The following is a 20829-nucleotide window of genomic DNA, read 5'->3' as shown; positions in this document are numbered from 1 at the left end:
CCAAAGCTCCACAAGCCCATATCAACCCTCTACCGCAGGTACCCCCATAACCCTAGCACCAGGAGAAACGTTTCGAACCACTACAGCCCCTGCTGCCACTAAAGCTCCTTCTCCCACGGATAAATTGGGAAGCACCACAGCCCCAGCTCCTATAAACGCCCCCCGGCCAACCAATACCCCTCCGCACAGGACGGCTCCGGGGCTTACAAAGGCACCATCTCCTATCACACAATGATGATCCACACTGGCTCTGGTGTTTATAACGCTGTTCTCCCCTAACACGACCCCTTTTTGGACCACCGCACCAGCCATGATTTGGCATCCCTGGGGCAGCTCCAAATTTTGGGGCAAAACAGCCATGGGATGGACCAAGGGAGGGAAGTAAAACCCAAGCCTCTTAAACCTGCTGTAAAGGCGGTTCCTCGCATCACAGCTTGGATTAGCCCCAAGACCGTTAATCAATCCCACCCCATGCGCGGAGACCCTCTCCAGAGAAGAGTCATCCCCAAGAACCGGAACCCCCTCCCAGCTATCTCCCACCTTAAGCTCAGGGGTGACTACCCCATGTACGGAGTGCCCCAAGCGAGAAAGAAGATCCAGGAGAACCGAGGCATGGCCTCCCGCCCCAAGCATTATCAACCTAAGTCCCTGCAGCAGATCCGAAGAAGCCATTAGATAAAATCCACTAATCTTCTACCATCTCATCGTCAATGTAATCCCTGGAGGAGGGCTTCCCCAATAACCGCCACACATCAGAAGGCGGCAACCCAGTACCCGGGCGCTTGCACGTGAGGTTGTCCTCCGCAAAGACTTCCCCTCTCTGGATGGTCCGCCTTGCAACAACGCTCCTTCTCACCAAACGCCGATTTTCCCACTCGAAACTGGATGGCACCTTTATCTGACTTCCCAAGGCCAACTGAACAGCCCTAACCGACTTCACAAGCTCGGCCAACTCCAGCGGCTCCAACGAAGCCCGGTGATCCGGCCCCGGTAGGGAACGATCCAACGTGAAGTGCTTTTCCAATACCGCAGCCCCAAGGGCCACCGCGGCCAAGGATATTCCTATCCCCTCAGTATGATCCGAGTACCCAACACTAAGACCAAATGCCTCCCTCATGGTAACCATGGACCTCAAGTTTACCCCCTCCAGGGGTGCCGGATACTCGGTTGTACAGTGAAGAAGCGTCACCCTATCCCGCAAAACCTCCTGCCCCTCCTCAGAGCTGTAGGCCTTGAACAATGCCTCCTTAGAAGGCTTATCCTTCACCTTGAGGTATCCGAAGGCAAGACAGGCCAGGGCTCTTCCACCTCCCCAAGGGTGCTCATGCCAGTTGAAAGGATTACATCCACTCCCATGCTAGCCGCCTTGAGCAAAAGCGGGGCATTGGTAACCTCCCCAGATCCCATCTTTATGGTCCTTAAACCCAAGCTTCCAACCAGAAAGTCCAGACTATCATCATCAAACGGGCTGGAGAGGAAGTCCATCTTCAACTCCCTGCATCGCTCAATCAGGACTAAATGATCCTCCTCCGAGAGCTCTAGACGGCGAAGCATCTCATACTGCCCCTCGTAAGCCCCAGATGTCTCCATTTGATACGCCGCCTTGGGGGTCCCTCTCCGCACAAGCCGATCGGCCTTGAAGGTCTGAAATTTAACCGCATCCGCCCCAGCCTTGGCGGCAGCTTCAACCAGCTTCAGAGCCATATCCAAGGAGCCATTATGGTTTACCCCCGCCTCAGCTATAATATAGATGCCGTCCCCATGGCGCATTCAAGAACCCCCACTCTATCTATAATCAGCGGTTAGCGGAAGATCGAAGAACCCCTTTTCAAGGATACCCTCTAAGGGGAATTCCTTAAGGATCTTTATTATCCTCCTGGATGCCCCGAGCTTCCCGTAGGGGTTATCGGCCCTTAATGCCGAATTCCTGAACTCAGGGGACAGCGCCCTTTGTATTGCCCCCCTGATCGCCCCCTCATCTTCCTCGCAATCTATTACGGAAGCCGCCCTAAGCCTACCCCTCTGGCGATCCCCTATGTTTACCGTGGGAACCCCAAAAGATGGAGCTTCCGTAATGCCGCTAGAGGAGTTGCCTATCACCACATCACAATGCTTCAATAGACTCAGATACCTCCTCTGGCCTAACGATGCCACCGCTCTGGCCCTCTCAGGGTGTCTTGACACGTAATCCTCAAGCATCCTCACTATAACCCGCCCATGGGTATCAGCATTTGGATAAGTAAAGACAATGGACGCCTCGGGGAACCCATCCAGCGCCCTAAGGAGACTCGCAAAGGCCGTTTCGGGGCTACCGTGCAGAGTTACCGGGTGATATGTCACAAGAAATACCGGATGAGACAGCCCAATGCCCAAGTCGCTCTCCAATTCCTGAGCAGAAAGGTAGCTGATGTGCTCTAGGTGATCCAGTCCAGGAGAACCAGTCAAGAAGACCCTATTCGGATGCTCTCCCATCTGGATGACCCTCTGCCTATATGACTCTGCTGCTACAAAGTGCAGTTGCGATAATTTGGTTATGCTATGGCGGAATGCATCATCCATGGCGCCATAGGTACACTCCCCACCGTGAATGTGTGCCACTGGAATACGCAGGATGTGGGCTGCAACTGCGGCAGCCAACGCCTCAAACCTATCTCCAAGTATCACCAAGATGTCCGGCTTAATCAGCTCCAGCGCGTCTGCAAAACCTATAACACCAAGACCAGTAGATTTGGCAATACCAACTGGAGAATCGCTGGAAAGCAGCATTTCTACTTTTGCTGCTATCTCAAAACCATCCCGTTGAATCTCCATCCAAGTGTTCCCAAACTCTGGGGAAAGATGCATACCTGCAACCAAAAGCTTCAGCTCCAGATCCGGATCATCCGCTATCCCCCTGATCAACCAGTAGAGAAGCCCGTATTCCGCCCTGCTGCCAGTCATCACAGCAATTTTGCGAGGCAAACCTATCTCCCCTTCTCTCCGGGTGTATCCCATATACCATAAATTCGGCCAGCCTTTAAACGTTGTATATGTATCCCTTGTAAATACGCCGGTTTTCCTTCATCCAATCGGCGGTCATGCAGAGCCCATCCTCCAAAGCAACACTGGCAGACCAACCAGTGAGGGACAACATCTTCGATGGGTTTGAACATAACCTCTCGACCTCACTCTTAGGTGGACGGACGCGACACTCCTCAGTTACCACCTCAACGTCAACCCCTAACACGCCAGCTATCTTCTTAACAAGATCCCCAATGGATATCTCTCTGCCCGTACCTAGGTTCACCACCTCCCCAACGGCATTGGGCGACTCAGCGGCAGCTATAAACCCAGACACCGTATCCGATACGAAGGTTAAATCCCTGGTAGGGGAGAGGCTCCCTAATGATATGCTGCGTTTACCCTCTAAAATCTGGGACATCACCGTTGGGATTATTGCCCTGGCAGATTGTCTCGGCCCATAAGTGTTAAACGGCCGCACAACAGTAACAGGCAGCTCAAACGAGCGGTAGTAAGATATGGCCAGCTGATCTGCTCCGGATTTTGTGGCCGCATAGGGTGACTGGGGGTTGACTGGATGAGACTCGTCTATAGGCACATACTGGGCGGTTCCATAGACCTCGCTGGTAGAGGTATGGACAACCCTGCCTACCTGCCACTCCAAAGAAGCTTGAAGCACGTTGTATGTTCCCTCCACATTAGTTCTCACGTAAGCCAATGGTGATACGTACGAGTAAGGTATCCCTATGAGAGCCGCAAGGTGAAACACCATATCACAACCCCTTACAGCGGACCTCACTATGTCATAGTCCCTTATGTCCCCGGAAATGATCTCCAACTGATCCCTGCAAGGCGAGCTTTCCAGCCATCCCCAGGAGTTAGATGAGTTGTATCTGACAAAGGCCCTCACATCATGCCCCTTGCTGACGAGAGCCTCCACCAAATGGGATCCTATAAACCCACCCGCGCCAGTAACCAAGATCTTCAGAAACTCCACCCCCTCAAACTATATCGAACGCAAAAAACCAGAAAAACAATCCAATCACCAAATCCATTCACTTTGAGGATTGCCCTTTCCTGCACCACGAAGGGCTGCCCCAACCTAGGCAAAAACGAGACAAAAGCGTCAGTCTTACGCATCCAGATCACCGCCAAGCATTCGCAAGCCCATATCAAAATTCGCACGATTCGGGTTGTAACGTACCTAACATACGATGTACATCCTACTTATCTCTCCCTACACCCCCAACCGCCCCAAACCCAGCAAACGCATCAGCTCCCTGGGCCTCCAGCCAGCAGGAAGCACACCGTAAAAGCCGAGCTTATCCAATACCAACAGATGCATAACCGCACAAAGCAGGCTCAGCGAAACGCAAAGCACCCTCGACCCAAACCCCTCGGCCCCCAGAGACAACCGCATCAAAACGCCGCCCCAAGCGGCACCCAAAAGCATTTGCGGCAGCATCCACCTCAGCTTAACCCCAACTACCCACCTTCCCTCAAGAACCCGGGGATAGACCAAGAAACCCAAAACCATGGAGGAAGCCGTAGCCAGCATAAGCCCGTAGGCCCCCAGAGAACGATAGAGAAGCCAGTCCACAAAGGCGTTCAAACCCGCGGAGAGAACCACCACGAAAGCCACACGGTATAAACAGCCCCTCGCCTGGGCCAACCTAAAAAAAGATTCGTTTGCCACGTAAAAAGGCAGAAAAACAGACAATATCGCAGCACAAATACCGGTAACCCTCGCATCCTCCGGGGAAAACGCCCCGTGACCGAACAAAAGCCCCACCGCCGGCACCGCAGCGCCAAAAGCCGACCAACCAAGGGGGATGAAGTACGCAAAACCTATGCTAAGAACCTTGGATATGCCATAGGCCTCCTCCCCATCCCTCGACACCTTTGAAAGGTAAACCATAAGGGGGTTGCATAGCAGCCCCGCACCAAGCCCAAACAATAGTTCCGCATAGTAAACATGGGTGATGCCGCCGATGGACAAAAGGGACGCAAAATACCTATCCACCACGGAGTACAACGACCAAACCCCGATCATGATCCAACAGGGGGGCAGGGCGGACAATATCCCCTTGACCTCCCCCCAGGGAACCCTCTTGAACCTAAGGGGCACATCCCCCAATGCCATGCAGCTCAACAAGGCCAGCAAGAAATAATTCGATGCCATGGACACCGCGGCTCCAAATATGCCAAAGCCCAAGTACAACAAACCAACCATCAGGACCAGCGAAATCGCACTGGAAACTGCGCCTAATAAAGGAAGCATCGCATACCTCTCGGTCCCAACCGACCAAGCCTCAAGCCCCGAGTTGATGGCGCTTAGAACGATGAAAGACCCGCCTAGGGGCATGAGAGACACCGCCACGGCAAGACGCTCCCCAGAGAAACCGGGGGCAAAAAGGCCCATCACCGGCTCGGGATAAAGGGCAACGACAGCGGCTATAAAAAGAGACAAAAGGACGATAACCAGGTTGAAAAAGCCCATCAGGTCCCTTGCCTTGGGCTCGTCCTCCTTGTGGCACCTGGATATGGCTGGCATCAGCGCGCTTTGGACGCCGGAGACGAAGAAGCCGCTCAAAAGACCGGACACACCGATAACCATGTTGTAGGCATCCATCCCAGCGGAGGCCCCGAAAAACCACGCCATCATAAGCATCCTCAGGTACCCGAAGGGCTTGCTTGCAAGCCTAAAGAGCAACATCAAAACCGCCGCCCCGCGAGAAGACCTCTCCTCCGCTGCGGCCCTAAAAAGCCTCTTAAGAAACCCCAAATCGTACCAACTCCCCCGGAAGCGCTGAATCACGAAACTGCAAAAACAAAACCTCAGGATTCACATTATAATCCACATCCACGCCATGGAATCCATGGGCCCTCCACCAGGCATCGCACGCTTCCTTTGCCCCACACCACGGAAACACCCCGAAAACCCAACCGCCCTGGGCCCCGTGCCCTCCCGCAGGGACCACCAGCACCATATGTTCAGGCTGGAACGTCAATAAACGCCGAGCAATCGGCGGGGCCGTTCGGCTCGCTCGAGCCCCAGGCCGCTAGGAGACCATATACGTGCCATGCGGTAAAACCGCGGCATCCATCAACTGCAAAACAACCTATAAAGCCTATTACAAAAAAGCAAAATAGACGCTCCAAGGTGCATGGCGTTCATGCATACTCTCACCAGGCAAGAGGCCCCGATCCAACCAACACCCCTTGCCTTTTGCGCATCTGCTTAATAATATACTTGTTTAAAACAACTGACGAGGTGATAGCAAGTGCCCATTGCGGTCTTCTTCGACTTCTCATGCCCCTACTGCTACCTGGCCTGGAGCTTCCTCCGGAAGCTGGGCTACCCACAGATCTCCCTGGATTGGGTACCCTGGCAGATCCTGCCGGAGGTTCCGGAGGAAGGGGTTAAGCGCCGGTGGTCCAACATCCCGCACCTCCGGGCCCTGGGAGAACCCGCGGGGGCGACCTTCGCAGACCTATCGGTGGTACCAAACACCAGGAAAGCCATCGCCTCTTACCTCTGGGCCAAGTCCAAGGGCTTCGGGCCCAAAGCCCAAGAGGTGCTCTTCCTCTCCTTCTTCAAGGAGGGGCTCAACATATCGGACCCCAAGGTCATCGGAGGCCAGTTCGCCAAGGCGGGCCTTGAGGACCCATCGGAGGCCTTCGAGGACCAGGGGGTACTCCTTGAGCTGGATAGGAACGACAAAATGGCCGAGGAGATCGGGGTGGAAGTGGTCCCCTCCTTTGTGAGAGATGACACGGTCCTGCTGAGCTGGGACACCTCCTTCACCATACAGGACCTGGCAGAGCACACGGCCCGATGGAGGTGACGCTTTGGCACGGGTAGTGGTGCTCGGAGCCACCAGCAGGGAGATATCCATAGATGTCAGCTCCTACCCAAAGGTGGATCATCTGGTGGAGGCATCCCATTACAGGGAGCGCACTTCCGGCCGGGGGGCGAGGCAAGCGGTGGCCTGCGCAAGGCTGAAGGCCCAGGTGAGCCTCATAAGCGCCGTGGGCACCGACGGCTCCGAGCGGCCGGTCATGACGGACCTGGAGCAGGAAAAGGTGCACACAAGGGGGGTTAAGGTCATAAGGGGCGGGCACACCTCCCTTGAGGTGACCCTAAACCTGTCCTTCGGGGGATACGGGAAGGTGTTATACCCAGGGGTATCCCACATGCTATCTCCGCAGCACGTGCTCGAGCAGGGTAAGCTTTTCGAGGGGGCCCACTGCGCCCTTTTCCAGCTGGAGCTGAAACCAGAGACGGTGCTGGAGGGGATGAGGTGCGCCAAGCGAGCGGGGTGCCTGGTGTTGTTGGACCCATACCCCCCAGCGAATCTGCCGGACGAGCTGTGGCCCCTGGTGGACCTGGTGATGCCAAACGCGGAGGAGCTGGCGAGGCTCTCCCAAAAGGACGACCCCGACGAGGGGGCAAGGCGCATCATAAACTGGGGGGCCCAGGCGGTGGTGGCACATCTTGGGCCCCTGGGGGCCATCGTATACTCCAAGGGCTCAAGACCGAGGTCCCTCCAGGCATTCCGGGTGGACACCGAGGACCACTCCGGGGCGGGGGACGCCTTCGCAGCGGGAATGGCGGTGGCGCTGGCGGAGGGGAAGGACATAGAGGAGGCCGCCCGCTTCGCCTGCGCCGCCGGAGCTCTGGCGTGCACCAGAAAGGGCACCATGGACAGCTTCCCCATCCGCGAGGAGGTGGAGGCCCTCTTAAGGGCCCAGCCAAGGCCTGGGTCATCGATCTGAGCGCCGAGCGGTTCATCCACAAAACGATCCGCCAAATCCACGGAAGGAGGAAGGCAACATGCGTCACATAAAGGCTCCTGTAAAAGACCGCCAAGCCATCCGGGGGGATTTATACGGGGTGAGGGACCAGGTGGCCAGGATAATCGAAGAGGTGGCCCAGGAGGGGGACCAAGCGGTGCTCAGGGGCTCCCGGCGCTATGACCTGTCCCAGGGGGACACGCTGAAGGTCCCGGAGGATGTCCTTGAGGAGTCCTTCTATGCCCTGGAGGAGGATTTAAAGACGGCCATAAACACCGCCAGGGATCACATAGCCCGATTCGCGGAGCTCCAGATGGGGTGCATAGCAGAGCTTGAGGAAACCCCCATATGCCCCGGGGTTCTGCTGGGACACCGGGTGGTGCCGGTGGACTCCTGCGGCTGCTACATCCCAGGAGGCTCATACCCCTTGATATCCACGGTGCTGATGCTGGCGGTGCCCGCCAAGGTGGCGGGGGTTAAACGGATATGCGCCTGCACCCCGGTGAAGCGGGGGGACCGCTTGCCGGACCGGTCGGTGCTGGGAGCCCTTTGGGGGGCCGGCGTGACCGAGGTCTACGCCGCAGGGGGGGCCCACGCGGTGGCGGCAATGGCCATAGGGACCCAAACCATAAGGCCCGTGGACCTGATCGTGGGGCCCGGCAACAAGTACGTCACCGAGGCGAAACGGCAGTGCTTCGGCCGGGTGGGGATAGACTTCGTGGCGGGGCCCAGCGAGGTCTTGGTCATAGCGGAAAGGGGAATGGGCAACGAGGAGTTCATAGCATGGGACCTCTTGGCCCAGGCGGAGCACGACCTGGACGCCAGGTCCGTTTTGGTAACCACCGACGAAGAGCTGGCGGACCGTGTGACGTCGAGGGTGGAGCGTATCCTCCAGGACCTACCCACCCGGGACGTGGCAAGCAGATCCTGGGAGGACAACGGGGAGGTGCTCTTGGCGGAATCCATGGAGGAGGCGGTGGAGATGGCCAACCGGATGGCGCCGGAGCACCTGGAGCTCTTGGCGAAGGACCCGGACCTGTGGATACCCAAGCTCAGGAACTACGGTTCCCTTTTCATAGGGGATCACTCGGCGGAGGTGTTCGGTGACTACGCCTCCGGAACCAACCACACCCTCCCCACCGCCGGGGCGGCCCGGTACACCGGGGGGCTTTGGGTGGGGAACTTCCTGAAGGTGCTCACCAACCAGCGAATAACCCCAATGGGGGCGGAGCGTCTATCCCAGGCGGCGGCAACGCTGGCCGAGGCGGAGGGTCTATGGGCCCACCGGGGGGCCGCCCTGGCGAGGGTTCCTCAAGGAGGGAGATCTTAGATGACCAAGGTAAACCGTGGATACCGCGCCGCCAAGGGCACGGCCCTGCTGTACTTGATGGCGGCCCTGCTGCTGAACCTGCTGCATGCCCCGGCGGAGGGAGCCCCCAGGGCATCCAGCGTGACCATTAGGCGGGAGATAAACGGGGTTAAATTAACCGTGGAGTACCCGAGGGTCGAGGGGGGCGCAAAGGGGGCGGCTAAGCTGTCGATAAACCGGGCCCTTCGGCAGGAAGCGCTTAAAGCAATGGAGGACATGATGCAGCTCGTCCGCTCCTACGGGGTGACCTCGAACCCAGATCCAAAATCCTTCTACGGGGAGCGCAGGTCCTCGGTGACGTTCCTCAAGGGCAACTTCATCAGCGTGGTCAACCGGGGCTTCATCAGCCTCCCTCAGCTGGCACATCCATTCACATCCCTCTCCTCCGCCACCTACGACCTCAACACCGGCGAGAAGGTCACCCTCCAGCGGCTGTTCAAGGAGGGTTGGCAAAAGCGAATAGGCGAGGCGGTGAACCGCATCGCCAAGGAGAGGATGGCAAAGGACGAGCTGCTCCTCAACGAGGGACAGGACCTGCCCTCCCCGGAGGACTACGCCTCGTCCTTTTACCTAAAATCCAACCCCATGAGCCTGGTGGTGTACTGGGAGCGGTACCGTTTCACCCCCGGGGTGTACGGAGACGTGGAGTTCCATATACCCCTTAAGGACCTGGAGGACCTCATAAGGGAGAACGCCCTGAAGCCCCGTTGAGCTCCCTTGGCCACCTCAGCCCCTTGCATCCACGAGGAGGGGATCGTTCCTCTGCGATAGGTGTCATTTGCAGTTCAACCCCCGGGGCCCCGTTGACAGGGGCCCTGGGGGCATCTAACATACAGACCGAACGGTCTGTCTACTTCTTGCAGCATGATCCGAGGATCGGAGGGATGGGTTAAGTGATGAGTTTTAAGCTGAGGAGCCCCTGGATTGCCGCCGGGGCGGCGGCCTCGTTTTTGTTGGTTGCGCTGGCCGTTAAGTTTTCTGGGGACCCAAAGACCCAAACGGCAGGAACCAAGGGCATACCCGTTTCGGTGTCTCAAGCCCGGGTCATGGAGTTCAACGATGACTTCTCCACCCAAGGGTCCATAAGGGCCCTGCGCTACGCCTCGGTGACCCCCAAGGTGGATGGCACCATCCTGGAGATCTACGTCCGGGAGGGTGACAGGGTGAAAAGGGGGGATCCCCTGTTCAAGAGCGACAACGTGCGCCAGGAGGAGGCCCTCAAGATGGCCCAGCGGGACCTGGAGGCCGCAAGCTTCGCCACGGAGGAGCGCCAAGAGGCCCTCATCCGGGCTAAAGCGGATCTGGAGCGGGTGGAGCTGGACTACCAGAGGTTTGCAGAGCTTCTCAAGGAGGGGGCCATAAGCCAGAGCATGTTCGACGACGTTTTCACCCGGTACCGGCAAGCCCGAGCGATGGTTCGTTCAGCGGAGAGCATGCTCAGCTCTGCCCGGTCGTCCCTTAGAAAGGCCCAGGCGGCGCTGGGCATAGAGGAGAAGAACTACCGGGACACCACCGTCTACGCCCCCATGGACGGCATGGTGAGCAAGCGAATGGCGGAACCGGGGGAGATGGGGCGCCCGGGGGTGCCGGTGCTGCGCATAGACGACCCATCAAGCCTTGAGGTGCAGGCGTTCCTGCCGGCGGAGCTGTACCCAAAGGTGTGGACCGGGAAGACATCGATAACCCTGGAGGACCCCTCGGGGCTGTACCGGGAGGAGCTCACGGTGACCACGAAGGCCCCCGTGGTGGACCCGGTCACCAGGACCTTTGAGGTTCGCTGCAGGACCCAGGGCAGCCCTTACAAGGTCCCCGGGGCCATGGCGAGATTGACGGTTCACATAAGCTCCAGGAAGTCCACGGGGGTCCCCTCCAAGGGGGTTGTGCAGAAGGAGGCAGGGCCCGCGGTTTACGTCATAAGCGGTGACACCGCCATCGAAGTACCGGTGGCAACCGCCCTAAGATCCAACGGATGGACCGAGATAACCTCCGGGGACGTCAAGGAGGGGATGGTGGTTGCGGTGGACGGGGCCTCGATGCTGTCCAACCGCTCAAAGGTTAAGATCGTAAGGAGGATCCCCTGATGGCCCTTCACAGTGCCTCCCTAAGGCGCCCGGTGGCCATGGGATGTCTTTTGATCGCCCTCACCCTGCTTGGCATGAACGCCTACCGCAAGATGGGGGTGGAGCTGATGCCCAAGGTGGATGCCCCCTTCATAACCGTAATGGCCATATGGCCCGGGGCTTCCCCAAGGGACATTGAGACCGACGTGGCGAAGAAGATAGAGGACGCGGTATCCTCGGTGGACGGGATAAAGCACATAAAGACCACCTGCATGGAAAACGTGGCGGTGGTTGGGCTTGAGTTCGAGATGGGCACCGACGTGGACGCCGCGGCGAACGACGTGCGGGAGAAGCTGGACCCCATAGTGCCGGACCTCCCGGAGGGGGTGGAAAAGCCCATCATCCAGAAGTTCGACATAAACGCCTCCCCGGTGGTCACCATGGCCCTGGTGGGGGACATGCCGGTAGACGAGCTCTACGACTACGTGGACCGGAAGCTTAAGGACCGGTTCTCCACCCTGCCCGGCGTGGCGGAGGTTCGCCTCACCGGAGGTTCAAAGAGGGAGCTCCACGTGCTGCTGGACCGCTTCAAGCTGGCCCAGCGGGGTCTTACATCCTATCAAGTGACCGAGGCGCTGGCCAAAGGGGTTCGCACGGTGCCATCGGGGAGGATAAAGGAAGGGGAGGATGAGGAGGCCGTCAGGTTCGACGGGGACTACCGGAGCCTTGGGGACCTCATGTCCATGCCCTTGGTCTCCAGGGGTGGCGCAATGACCTACCTGAAGGACGTGGCGGACGTAAGGTTCGACGTAAAGGAAAGGCGCCAAGCGGTCTTCCTGGACGGCAAACAGGCCATAGGCATCCAGATAGTCAAGAAATCCGACGCCAACGCGGTTGCCCTTGTGGACCGGGTCCGGGAGGTCTTCCGGGATCTCCAGGGGGAGATCCCGGGGGGCACCAAGCTGGTATGGGTCACCGACGAGGGCTCCTACATCCGCTCATCGGTGAACGGCACCATCTCCAGCATCATTCAGGGGATAGCCCTCACCGCGGGGATACTGTTCCTGTTCCTCTACAACTTAAGGTCCACCATCGTGGTGGCGGTGAGCATGCCTCTGACCATCCTCATGTCCATGTTCTTCATGAACCTCCTGGGCTACTCGCTCAACACGTCAACCCTGCTGGCCCTTGGGCTCTCGGTGGGGATACTGGTGTCCAACAGCCTGGTGGTGCTGGAGAGCGTGCTCTCCAAGCTAAAGGAGACCCAGGATCCCATGCGGGCCGCCATGGAGGGCACCGGAGAGGTGCTGGTGGCGGTGCTCGCAAGCGCCGGCACCAACGTGGTGGTGCTGCTGCCCATAGGGCTCATGGGAAGCATCGTGGGGGAGTTCTTCCGGCCCTTCGCCATAACCTCCCTGATAGTGAACGCCATGTCCATATTCATATCCTTCACCCTAACCCCCATCCTATCCGCCTTCCTCCTAAAAGCCACGTCCGGAGGAAGGCTGGAAAGGCTGGAGGCTCGATTCAACCAGGCCCTTTCGGGCATTGCGGACCGGTACGTGGACATGGTGAAGCACCTGATTAAACGGCGGGGCCTCGCCACCGGCGTGCTCATCTTGGTGGCGGTGCTGTTCGTCCACTCCATAACCCTGATGCCCAAGATAGGCTTCAGCTTCGCCCCAACGGTGGACAAGGGCAACGTCTACGTTAAGCTGGAGTTCCCCACAAGGCAGAACCTGGACGCCACGGTCCAGCGGGTTGCGGAGGCGGAAGGGATGCTCCGGGGTCTTCCCCACCTCAACCACGTTTACTCCACCATAGGACGGGTGGAGGGCATAGGGGAGAACGAGGAAGGGGTTTACCTGGCCCAGATGCTGCTCAACTTCTCCCAGAAGACCCAGCGGGATCTCAGCATATTTCAGCTGCTCGACCTGGTCCGCCAGAGGATGAAGTCCTTCCCGGGCGCCAAGGTTACCGTGAGCGTGCCGTCCTTCATAGGGGGCCAGAACATCCCGATCCAGATGGACATAATGGGAGAGGACTTCGATGAGCTGGACAGGATCGCCCTGGAGGTCCAAAAGCACGCCCAGGGCATGGAGGGCTTCGTGGACACCGACACCTCCGTCCGGGAGGGCAAGAGGGAGATCCTGGTCCGACCCAACCGCCCAGTTCTGGCGGACATGGGATTATCCCCCCTGGCTATAGGGGCGGTGATGAGGAACAACCTGGAGGGAGAAAAGGGGGCGGTGTTCAAGACGTCGGAGAAGAACTACGACATCCGTGTCAAGTTCAAGGAGGAACCAGGAAGCCAGCAGGTGGAGAGCTTCCAGATCCCCCTGCCCGGGGGAAGCACCATCCCCCTTGCGGCGGTGGCTCGGGTCTCCGATAGGGTGTCCCCCATAAAGGTATACCGGTCCGACAAGATGAGGACAAGCAAGTTCTTCTCAGACCTCGTCCCCGGGTACCCCCTTGGAACCGCGGTGAAGAACATCTCCCAGGCGATCGAAGCGGAAGGGCTTCTGCCCCCGGGCTACAAGGTGGCCTTCAGGGGGGACTACGAGCGGATGGCGGACGCAAACGAGGCCTTCGCGGAGGCGGGGATCCTCTCGGTCATCCTTACCTTCCTCGCCCTCTCCGCCATATTGGAATCCTTCAAGTGGCCGGTGCTGATCCTGACCACGGTACCATTGGGACTCACCGGGGTTCTCTGGGCCCTTTGGATAACCGGGACCCCCATGAACATCTTCGTGCTCCTGGGAGTGGTGATGCTCATAGGCATCGTGGTGAACAACGCCATCCTCGTGGTGGAGGAGTTCAGGAGCCTGAGATCCCGCAGCCCCAAGGCGGATCCGGAGGAGCTGATGCTGACGGCCCTAAGGGACTCCTTCCGGCCGGTGCTCATGGTCACCCTGGCGGCGGTGCTGGGCATGCTGCCCCTTGCGGTGTCCCGGGGGATGGGCAGCGAGTTCACCAACGGCATAGGGATAGCCTCCGCCGGAGGGGTGGCCATGTCCGGTGCGCTGGCGCTCTTCGTGGTGCCCCTCATATACATGGTGCGGCAGGAGTGGAAGGGACGCAAGGACCGGGAGTCTCAAGCCAACGGCCGTTAACTGAAAACAAACGAAAAACACGAGCAAGCCTTAACACCCCATGTATATCATGAACCCCAAAACCTAGAGGGAGGGGATACACATGGGGGTTTTTAATTTTATCACCCGTTTTGCCCGAGCTGGGGCGGTGTTGTGCATGGGGGCGGTGCTTTTAGCTCACCCTGGGACCTCCGAGGCCAAGGATATTCCAAAGGATCTGGTCAAGGAGGCAAAGCGAGAGGGGAAGCTCTACACCGTTGGCATGCCCGACGACTGGGCGAACTGGAAGGACACCTGGAGGGATCTCAAGGGCCTTTACGGCATAGAGCACCAGGACACGGACATGAGCTCCGCCCAGGAGATAGCCAAGTTCGCCGCGGAGGGGAAGAACGCCACGGCGGACATGGGGGACGTGGGGATAGCCTTCGGCCCCATAGCGGTCAAGAAGGGGGTTACACAGCCCTACAAGACCTCCTACTGGGACGAGATCCCCGCCTGGGCCAAGGACCAAGAAGGCCACTGGATAGTGGGTTACACTGGGACCATAGCGTTCCTGGTCAACAAGGATCTGGTAAAGGTGCCTCCCAGGTCCTGGAGGGACCTGCTCAATGGGGACTACAAGGTGACCGTTGGTGACGTCGGGGTGGCAGCCCAGGCTAACAGCGCGGTCTTGGCATGTGCCTATGCCCTGGGGGGAGACGAGACCAACATAAAGCCCGCGGTGGACTTCTTCGCCAAGCTTGCCAAGGCGGGGCGGCTCTCCACCAGCGACCCCTCCATAGCGATGATAGAGAAGGGTGAGGTGGCGGTGGGGCTTTTATGGGACTTCAACGCCCTCAGCTACGCCGACAAGGTGGGGCGCAGCAAGTTCGAGATACTGATACCCTCGGACGGCAGCCTCATATCCGGCTACGCCACCATAATAAACCGCTGGGCCAAGAACCCCAACGCCGCGAAGCTGGCGAGGGAGTTCATCCTCAGCGACCGGGGACAGATAAACCTGGCCAGGGGTTACGCCAGGCCCATAAGGACCTCGGTGAAGCTGCCGGAGGACGTGAAGCGCAAGCTGCTTCCCCAGTCCCAGTACGCCAAGGCCCGACCCATAAGGGACTTCAAGGCCTGGGAGAACACCACCGCCCAGCTCCAGCGGATGTGGCAGGAGAACGTGCTAATCCATGTCAACCGATAGGGGGCTTGTGGTAATCCTGGTGGATGGACTGTCCTCTAAGGCGGCCCGGCACATGGGCTGCCTGGAGGGCATGGTGCGATGCTCCATGGGGGTGAGAAAGGACATAGCTTCGGAGCTGCCGCCTATATCCAAACCACTCTACCACTGCATCTTCACCGGCTCAGAACCATCGCTGACGGGGCTGATGGGCAACCACCACGGGGCGCCTAAAAGGGATCCGGAAAACCTGTTCGCCCTGGCAAGACGGAGGGGGCTTGTCACATGCGCCGCCGCACACAACTGGTTCGCCGAGCTCTTTGGGCAGTGGGACTTAGGCCAAAGGGGTCGCTTCCAGGATAGGCCCTCCGGGGACATCTCCGCTGGAATCTACTACTTCGACGACGCCTACCCGGACAGCCACGTGCTGCAGGACGGGGAATGGCTTATCAAGCGCCACCGGCCGGGGCTTGCGCTGGTGCACACCATGGGGGTCGACAACGCCGCCCACCTATACGGGGGGGATTCGGACAGGCTAGTGGAGGCGGTCATGAGGTGCGATCAGATGATCTCCCGCTTCCTGCAGGGCCTTGTGAACCAGGGTTTCTTGGCGATCGTGACCTCCGACCACGGCACGATGCCCTCGGGCCTCCATGGGGGGACCTCTGAGGATGAGACCACGGTGCCCCTTTGGGCCTTCCCCAAGCCCCCGGGGATGCTTATGGAGGCCTTTGAGGGAACGGAAAGACAACGGGACATGAAGGCCCTGATGCTGGAATTCCTCAAGGTGGTGAGAAGGGATGTCAAGGATAGTTAAGTTCCACGGGGAGGGCTCGAAGGGGTTCTACGTCCTCACATCCTCGTCCCTGCTGTTCCTGCTGTGCCTTGGCTTCCTGCTCCTTCCCCTTGGGTGGACCGCATGGATGAGCCTTACGGGGCCGGAGGGACTGGGTTTGCAGAACTACCGACGCATATGGGAGTCCCCGTTCCTCCGGCAGAGCTTCAAAAACTCCGTCCTCATATCCCTGTGGTCCTCCCTTTGGGGTACCCTGCTGGCCCTTGGGGCATCCATGGGTATAATGAGAAGCCCCTTCAGGGACAGGATGCTGTCCTTCTGCAACACCGTGAGCAACTTCTCCGGGGTGCCCCTGGCATTCGCGTTCATCGTGATACTGGGCACCCAGGGGGCGTTTACGATCCTTCTAAGGGGACTTGGCATATCCTGGGACCTGTATTCCAACAGGGGCCTTGGACTGCTCTACACGTACTTCCAGCTGCCCCTGGGGATCTTGACGTTGTACCCCGCCCTGGAGGCGGTGGGACAGGATCTGAAGGAGGCTTCAAGGACCTTAGGGGCCTCGGACGGCCGCTTCTGGGCAAAGGTGGGCATACCGATGCTCATGGGATCCATAAGGGGCACCTTCTGCCTCCTGTTCGCCAACGCCATGGGGGCCTACGCCACCGCGTACGCCCTGACCTCTGGGAACAGCAATCTGGTTCCGCTGAGGATAAGCGCCATGGTGGCGGGGGACGTCTTCCTGGACTTCAACTTAGCCTCCGCCATGAGCTCCCTGCTTCTGATCATAACCCTGACCGCCACCGCCCTGGCGCTTAAGGGGGGAAGATCCTTCGGAAGGAACGACCCATCTGGATACCTGCACAAGGGTTCCCGAGAGCTGCCACACTGGTCCGTGAGGTGGATAACCTGGGGTACCATGGGGTTTCTCCTGATACCCCTGGCGGCCACGCTGGTGCACTCCTTCAGCTACCGGTGGGGCGCCTCGGTGCTGCCCGAAGGCTTAAGCCTCATATGGTACCGGGATCTGTTGGGGGATCCCAGGTTCATCCTGTCCATCCTAAGATCCCTTGGGGTATCCCTGGGAGCGGTGATCCTATCCTTGACGCTGGTCATCCCTCCCATGGTGATGACCAGGTGTTTCGCCCCCCGATGGTCCTGGATCCTGGAGGCCCTTTGCCTTTCTCCTTTGGCGGTGCCACCGGTGGTCTCTTCGGTGGGGCTTTTGAGCATATACTCCTCCACCCCCATAGGGGGCAGCCCTGTTTTGCTGCTGCTCAGCTACTCCACCCTCTGCCTTCCCTTTGTTGGCAGGGCGATATCCTCCTCCCTGGACGCTTTTAACCCAAGGGAACTAATGGAGGCCGCGATGACATTGGGACGCTCCAAGGCGGGAGCTCTGGCGGCGGCGGTACTGCCCAACCTCTGGAAGGGCGTGGCATCCGGGGGGCTGCTTTCGTTCACCATCCTCATGGGGGAGTTCGCCCTGGCTAACATCTTGATCGGCACCAGGTTCGAGACCATGCAGGTCTACATATTCAACCGCCGGGGCGTAAGCGGACACCTCATGAGCGCCATGGTGATCATCCACTTCGCCATGGCATCCGCCCTCTCCTACGCCGCATGGAGGGCGGTGAGGGGAGGAGCTAGGGGAGGCAATCCCTGGAGGGTTAAGACGAGACTCTTAAGGAACATCAGGAGGATAGCGAATGTGGCATCTTCAAATTGAGAACCTGCGGAAGAGCTACGGAAACGGGGAGGTGATAAGGAACCTAACCCTAAGGGTTAGGGAAGGGGAATGCGTGGCCCTTCTAGGCCCATCGGGGTGCGGCAAGTCCACGCTGCTCAGGTGCGTAGCGGGGTTGGAGGACGTGCTCAGCGGCTCCATAAAGCTGGCGGATAGGGACATCACCTTCCTGCCCCCCAAAGATCGCAACGTGGGCATGGTCTTTCAGAGCTACGCCCTCTTCCCGAACCTGTCGGTCTTCCAAAACGTGGCGTTCGGCCTTTCCGCCCGGGGGTTCAAAGGACCCGCCCTCAGGAGGAAGGTTCGGGAGGCCATAGCAATGGTGGAGCTGGAGGGCCTTGAGGATAGGATGCCCTGGGAGCTCTCCGGGGGGCAACGGCAGAGGGTGGCCCTGGCAAGGGCCTTAGCCATAAGGCCAAAGCTCCTTCTGCTGGACGAACCCCTGTCCGCATTGGACGCTAAGGTGAGAGAGCGTCTCAGGGAACACATCAGGTCCATACAGCGGGAGCTCAGGATAACCACCCTCTTCGTGACCCATGATCAGGAGGAGGCCATGGAGTTGGCGGACACCGTGGCGGTCATGCGGAGCGGCGAGATAGTCCAGATGGGGGCCCCTCAGGAGGTCTACAGGTCCCCCAAGGGGGACTTCGTGGCGGACTTCATGGGACGGGCCAACCGGCTCTCTCGGGAGCTGGCAAGGGCCCTGGGGGCCCAAGGGGATCACCAATGGATGATAAGGCCCGAGGGGCTTAGGATAATCGACCCCGAGGGCTACGCATGCGCAACAAAGGGGATTGTGGAGGACGTGATCCCAAGGGGGAGCATAGCCCGAATAAGGGTGGGTACTGCCCATGGGAGCATTTGGGTGGAAACCTTGACGCCACGTAGTTCAAGGGTGCCCTCCATAGGGGATGAGGTCGGCATAGCTGGCTCACCGGAGGACTTGGTGGCCTTAGACTAGAGAGGCGGAGAGGCCCTAACCGGCGGATGAAGCGCGAAAAAAGCCCCCTAGGATCCCGGGGGCTTTTTTCCGTTGAACGCAGAAAAGGTTGATGGAGTTCAGAGCTTGAAGGCATCCATGAGATCATTGAGATCCTTGGCCCTTGTGGAGAGGCGTTCCGCCTGCTGGGCTATCTCGAAAGAACCCTTGGAGGTATCCTCCACGGAGCGGTAGACGGAATCCATGGTGGAGGATATCTGGACCGTGGAGGAGACTATTTGGTCCACCGCCACCTCCATCTCCGAAGCCAGGGCGGACTGCTCCTCCGACACCGCCGCCAGGTCCGAAAGGGACTCTATGACCCCCCTCACCGCGCTCGTGGCGGCCTTCAGCCTGTCCATGGCCCCCTCGGAGGTCTGGGAGGCCTTCTTCAGCACCTCCCCGGAGGACTCTATGGAGCCCACCGCCCCATGAACCCGATCTTTAAGCTCTCCGATGAGGTCCCCAATGGAACGGGAGGCCTGGTTTGACTCCTCCGCAAGCTTGCGGACCTCCTCCGCCACCACCGCGAAGCCCTTGCCAGCCTCCCCGGCCCGGGCGGCCTCTATGGCGGCGTTCAACGCCAACAGGTTCGTCTGGTCCGCGATCCTGGAGATGGTGTCCACGAAGGCGGTTATCTTCTCCACCGAATAGCTCAGCTCCAGGATGACCCTGGCGTTCTCCTCCCCTTGGGATGCCACTTTCTCCACGTTGCCTATGACATCAAGGAAGCCCTCCGCCGCCTCTTCAACCTCTCCCTGGGCAACCGAACCCGACTGGGCCCCCTTCTCCGCCGCGGCTGCCACCGCCTTGGATCCCAGGGTGACCTCCCCCACCGCCGCCTTGGTCTCCTCAGCGCTGGCGGCGTCAGAAGAGGCCATCTCCTTCACCGTTCCCACCGCCCCCCGTATCTCCTCCACCGAAGCGCTGAACTCCTCGCTCAGGGCGGAGAGGCTCTCCGCCGTGGACGAAACGTCCTGGACCGCCTGGGAAAGGGATGCCAAGGTCTTTCGCTGGTTTGAAACCATGGACCAAAGGGACTCCGAGAGGTCCCCGATCTCGTCGGACCTACCCTGGGGCAGGTCGGACCTGTCGATCCTCAGGTCCCCCGCCCCGGCCCGCTCCGCCACCAGGGAAAGCTCCCTCAGGGGACGGGCCACCAAACGCCCCATGAGCCAGGCCACGCAAAGACCTATCAAACCCATGGCGGCCAGCAGGATCAGCCCCTGGTAGATGGCGCTCCTCATGGCCTTGGCCTTGACGTCGTAGACGTAAACCCCCGTGCCGAACCACCACTCAAAGGGCTTGAAGTGCCTCACGTAGGCCACCTTGGGCTCCACCCTGTCGGTGTTGGAGTTGAGCCAGTGATAGGTTAGGAACCCCTCACCCCTGGACCTTACAATATCCCGGAGCTCCCGCTGGACCCATACCCCCCTCTTGTCCTGGGAGTCCAAGAACTTGCCCCTCTCGTTGCCCTGAAAGGGGATGGCAACCCGGTTCTCCATGTCGTAGCCGAAAATGTAGTTCTTACCCTCGAATCGGAGTTTTGATATCTCCTCCCCCGCCATGAACATGGCCTCCTCCTTGGTGAGCTTCCCCGCCTCCACCTGGCTGTTCCAGTGCTCCAGGACGCCGTAGGTGAAGTCCACCATGTCCTTCACCGCCTTGATCCGGTCCTCATAGACATCCCTGTAGGACCTTTGGTAGGAGATGAACACCAACACCGCGGCGGACAACCCCAACAGGGCGAATATGGGCAGCAGAAACTTAAGTCCAAGACCCATCCTCCTGGTTCCGGACATGGCACCACCTCCCTGGCATCTT

General features: G+C 59.2%; 17 protein-coding genes. 10 read left to right on the top strand and 7 right to left on the bottom strand.

The window, feature by feature from the left end; all coding sequences use genetic code 11:
• Positions 1–21: 21 nt before the first annotated feature.
• The 6 genes from THEVEDRAFT_RS00240 to THEVEDRAFT_RS00220 form a co-directional block, all read right to left on the bottom strand.
• Positions 22–672: an acetyltransferase gene (locus THEVEDRAFT_RS00240; protein WP_006582727.1), complete on the bottom strand. Its 651-nt coding sequence runs from the start codon at positions 670–672 to the stop codon at positions 22–24.
• A gap of 13 nt (positions 673–685) precedes the next feature.
• Positions 686–1267 (bottom strand): N-acetylneuraminate synthase family protein, encoded by a 582-nt coding sequence (locus THEVEDRAFT_RS10025; RefSeq protein ID WP_281054543.1) that lies wholly within the window; start codon positions 1265–1267, stop codon positions 686–688.
• Positions 1264–1704 (bottom strand): N-acetylneuraminate synthase family protein, encoded by a 441-nt coding sequence (locus THEVEDRAFT_RS10020; protein WP_281054542.1) that lies wholly within the window; start codon positions 1702–1704, stop codon positions 1264–1266. Before THEVEDRAFT_RS10020 ends, THEVEDRAFT_RS10025 begins: the two co-directional genes overlap by 4 nt.
• A gap of 81 nt (positions 1705–1785) precedes the next feature.
• Positions 1786–2994, bottom strand: coding sequence for a UDP-N-acetylglucosamine 2-epimerase (gene neuC, locus THEVEDRAFT_RS00230; protein ID WP_050802076.1), 1209 nt, complete (start codon positions 2992–2994; stop codon positions 1786–1788).
• Positions 2995–3016: 22 nt separating this feature from the next.
• On the bottom strand, positions 3017–3997 hold the full coding sequence (locus THEVEDRAFT_RS00225) for an NAD-dependent 4,6-dehydratase LegB (protein WP_040825055.1): 981 nt from the start codon (positions 3995–3997) through the stop codon (positions 3017–3019).
• A 240-nt stretch (positions 3998–4237) separates the two neighbouring features.
• Positions 4238–5785 (bottom strand): lipid II flippase MurJ, encoded by a 1548-nt coding sequence (locus tag THEVEDRAFT_RS00220; protein ID WP_006582723.1) that lies wholly within the window; start codon positions 5783–5785, stop codon positions 4238–4240.
• Positions 5786–6284: 499 nt separating this feature from the next.
• Here THEVEDRAFT_RS00220 and THEVEDRAFT_RS00215 point away from each other — a divergent pair, with 499 nt between their 5' ends.
• From THEVEDRAFT_RS00215 to THEVEDRAFT_RS00170, 10 genes are all read left to right on the top strand, one after another.
• Positions 6285–6848 (top strand): DsbA family oxidoreductase, encoded by a 564-nt coding sequence (locus THEVEDRAFT_RS00215; RefSeq protein ID WP_006582722.1) that lies wholly within the window; start codon positions 6285–6287, stop codon positions 6846–6848.
• A gap of 4 nt (positions 6849–6852) precedes the next feature.
• Positions 6853–7779, top strand: a complete 927-nt coding sequence (locus THEVEDRAFT_RS00210; protein ID WP_006582721.1) for a carbohydrate kinase family protein — start codon at positions 6853–6855, stop codon at positions 7777–7779.
• 58 nt (positions 7780–7837) lie between these two features.
• Positions 7838–9127, top strand: coding sequence for a histidinol dehydrogenase (gene hisD / locus THEVEDRAFT_RS00205; protein WP_006582720.1), 1290 nt, complete (start codon positions 7838–7840; stop codon positions 9125–9127).
• Positions 9128–9877 carry a DUF3298 and DUF4163 domain-containing protein gene (locus THEVEDRAFT_RS00200; protein ID WP_006582719.1) on the top strand — a complete coding sequence of 250 codons (750 nt, stop codon included), beginning with the start codon at positions 9128–9130 and terminating at the stop codon, positions 9875–9877.
• Between the two features lie 185 nt (positions 9878–10062).
• The gene (locus tag THEVEDRAFT_RS00195) at positions 10063–11247 is read left to right on the top strand and encodes an efflux RND transporter periplasmic adaptor subunit (RefSeq protein ID WP_156787068.1); all 1185 of its coding nucleotides are present in this window, start codon (positions 10063–10065) and stop codon (positions 11245–11247) included.
• Positions 11247–14339 (top strand): efflux RND transporter permease subunit, encoded by a 3093-nt coding sequence (locus tag THEVEDRAFT_RS00190; RefSeq protein ID WP_006582717.1) that lies wholly within the window; start codon positions 11247–11249, stop codon positions 14337–14339. The genes THEVEDRAFT_RS00195 and THEVEDRAFT_RS00190 overlap by 1 nt, the downstream gene beginning before the upstream one ends.
• 82 nt (positions 14340–14421) lie before the next feature.
• Positions 14422–15507, top strand: coding sequence for an ABC transporter substrate-binding protein (locus THEVEDRAFT_RS00185; protein ID WP_006582716.1), 1086 nt, complete (start codon positions 14422–14424; stop codon positions 15505–15507).
• Entirely contained in the window at positions 15494–16300 is an 807-nt protein-coding gene (locus THEVEDRAFT_RS00180) for an alkaline phosphatase family protein (RefSeq protein ID WP_006582715.1), read from the top strand. The genes THEVEDRAFT_RS00185 and THEVEDRAFT_RS00180 overlap by 14 nt, the downstream gene beginning before the upstream one ends.
• Complete coding sequence (locus tag THEVEDRAFT_RS09040; protein WP_006582714.1) at positions 16284–18008, top strand: ABC transporter permease subunit; 1725 nt, start codon at positions 16284–16286, stop codon at positions 18006–18008. Before THEVEDRAFT_RS00180 ends, THEVEDRAFT_RS09040 begins: the two co-directional genes overlap by 17 nt.
• Positions 17989–18987 (top strand): ABC transporter ATP-binding protein, encoded by a 999-nt coding sequence (locus THEVEDRAFT_RS00170; RefSeq protein WP_006582713.1) that lies wholly within the window; start codon positions 17989–17991, stop codon positions 18985–18987. The genes THEVEDRAFT_RS09040 and THEVEDRAFT_RS00170 overlap by 20 nt, the downstream gene beginning before the upstream one ends.
• A gap of 98 nt (positions 18988–19085) precedes the next feature.
• Here THEVEDRAFT_RS00170 and THEVEDRAFT_RS00165 read toward each other — a convergent pair whose 3' ends face one another.
• Positions 19086–20807, bottom strand: a complete 1722-nt coding sequence (locus THEVEDRAFT_RS00165) for a methyl-accepting chemotaxis protein (RefSeq protein ID WP_006582712.1) — start codon at positions 20805–20807, stop codon at positions 19086–19088.
• Positions 20808–20829 lie beyond the last annotated feature (22 nt).

The organism is Thermanaerovibrio velox DSM 12556 (assembly GCF_000237825.1).
Lineage (GTDB): Bacteria > Synergistota > Synergistia > Synergistales > Synergistaceae > Thermanaerovibrio > Thermanaerovibrio velox.
This window is presented reverse-complemented; position numbering and strand designations above follow the sequence as displayed.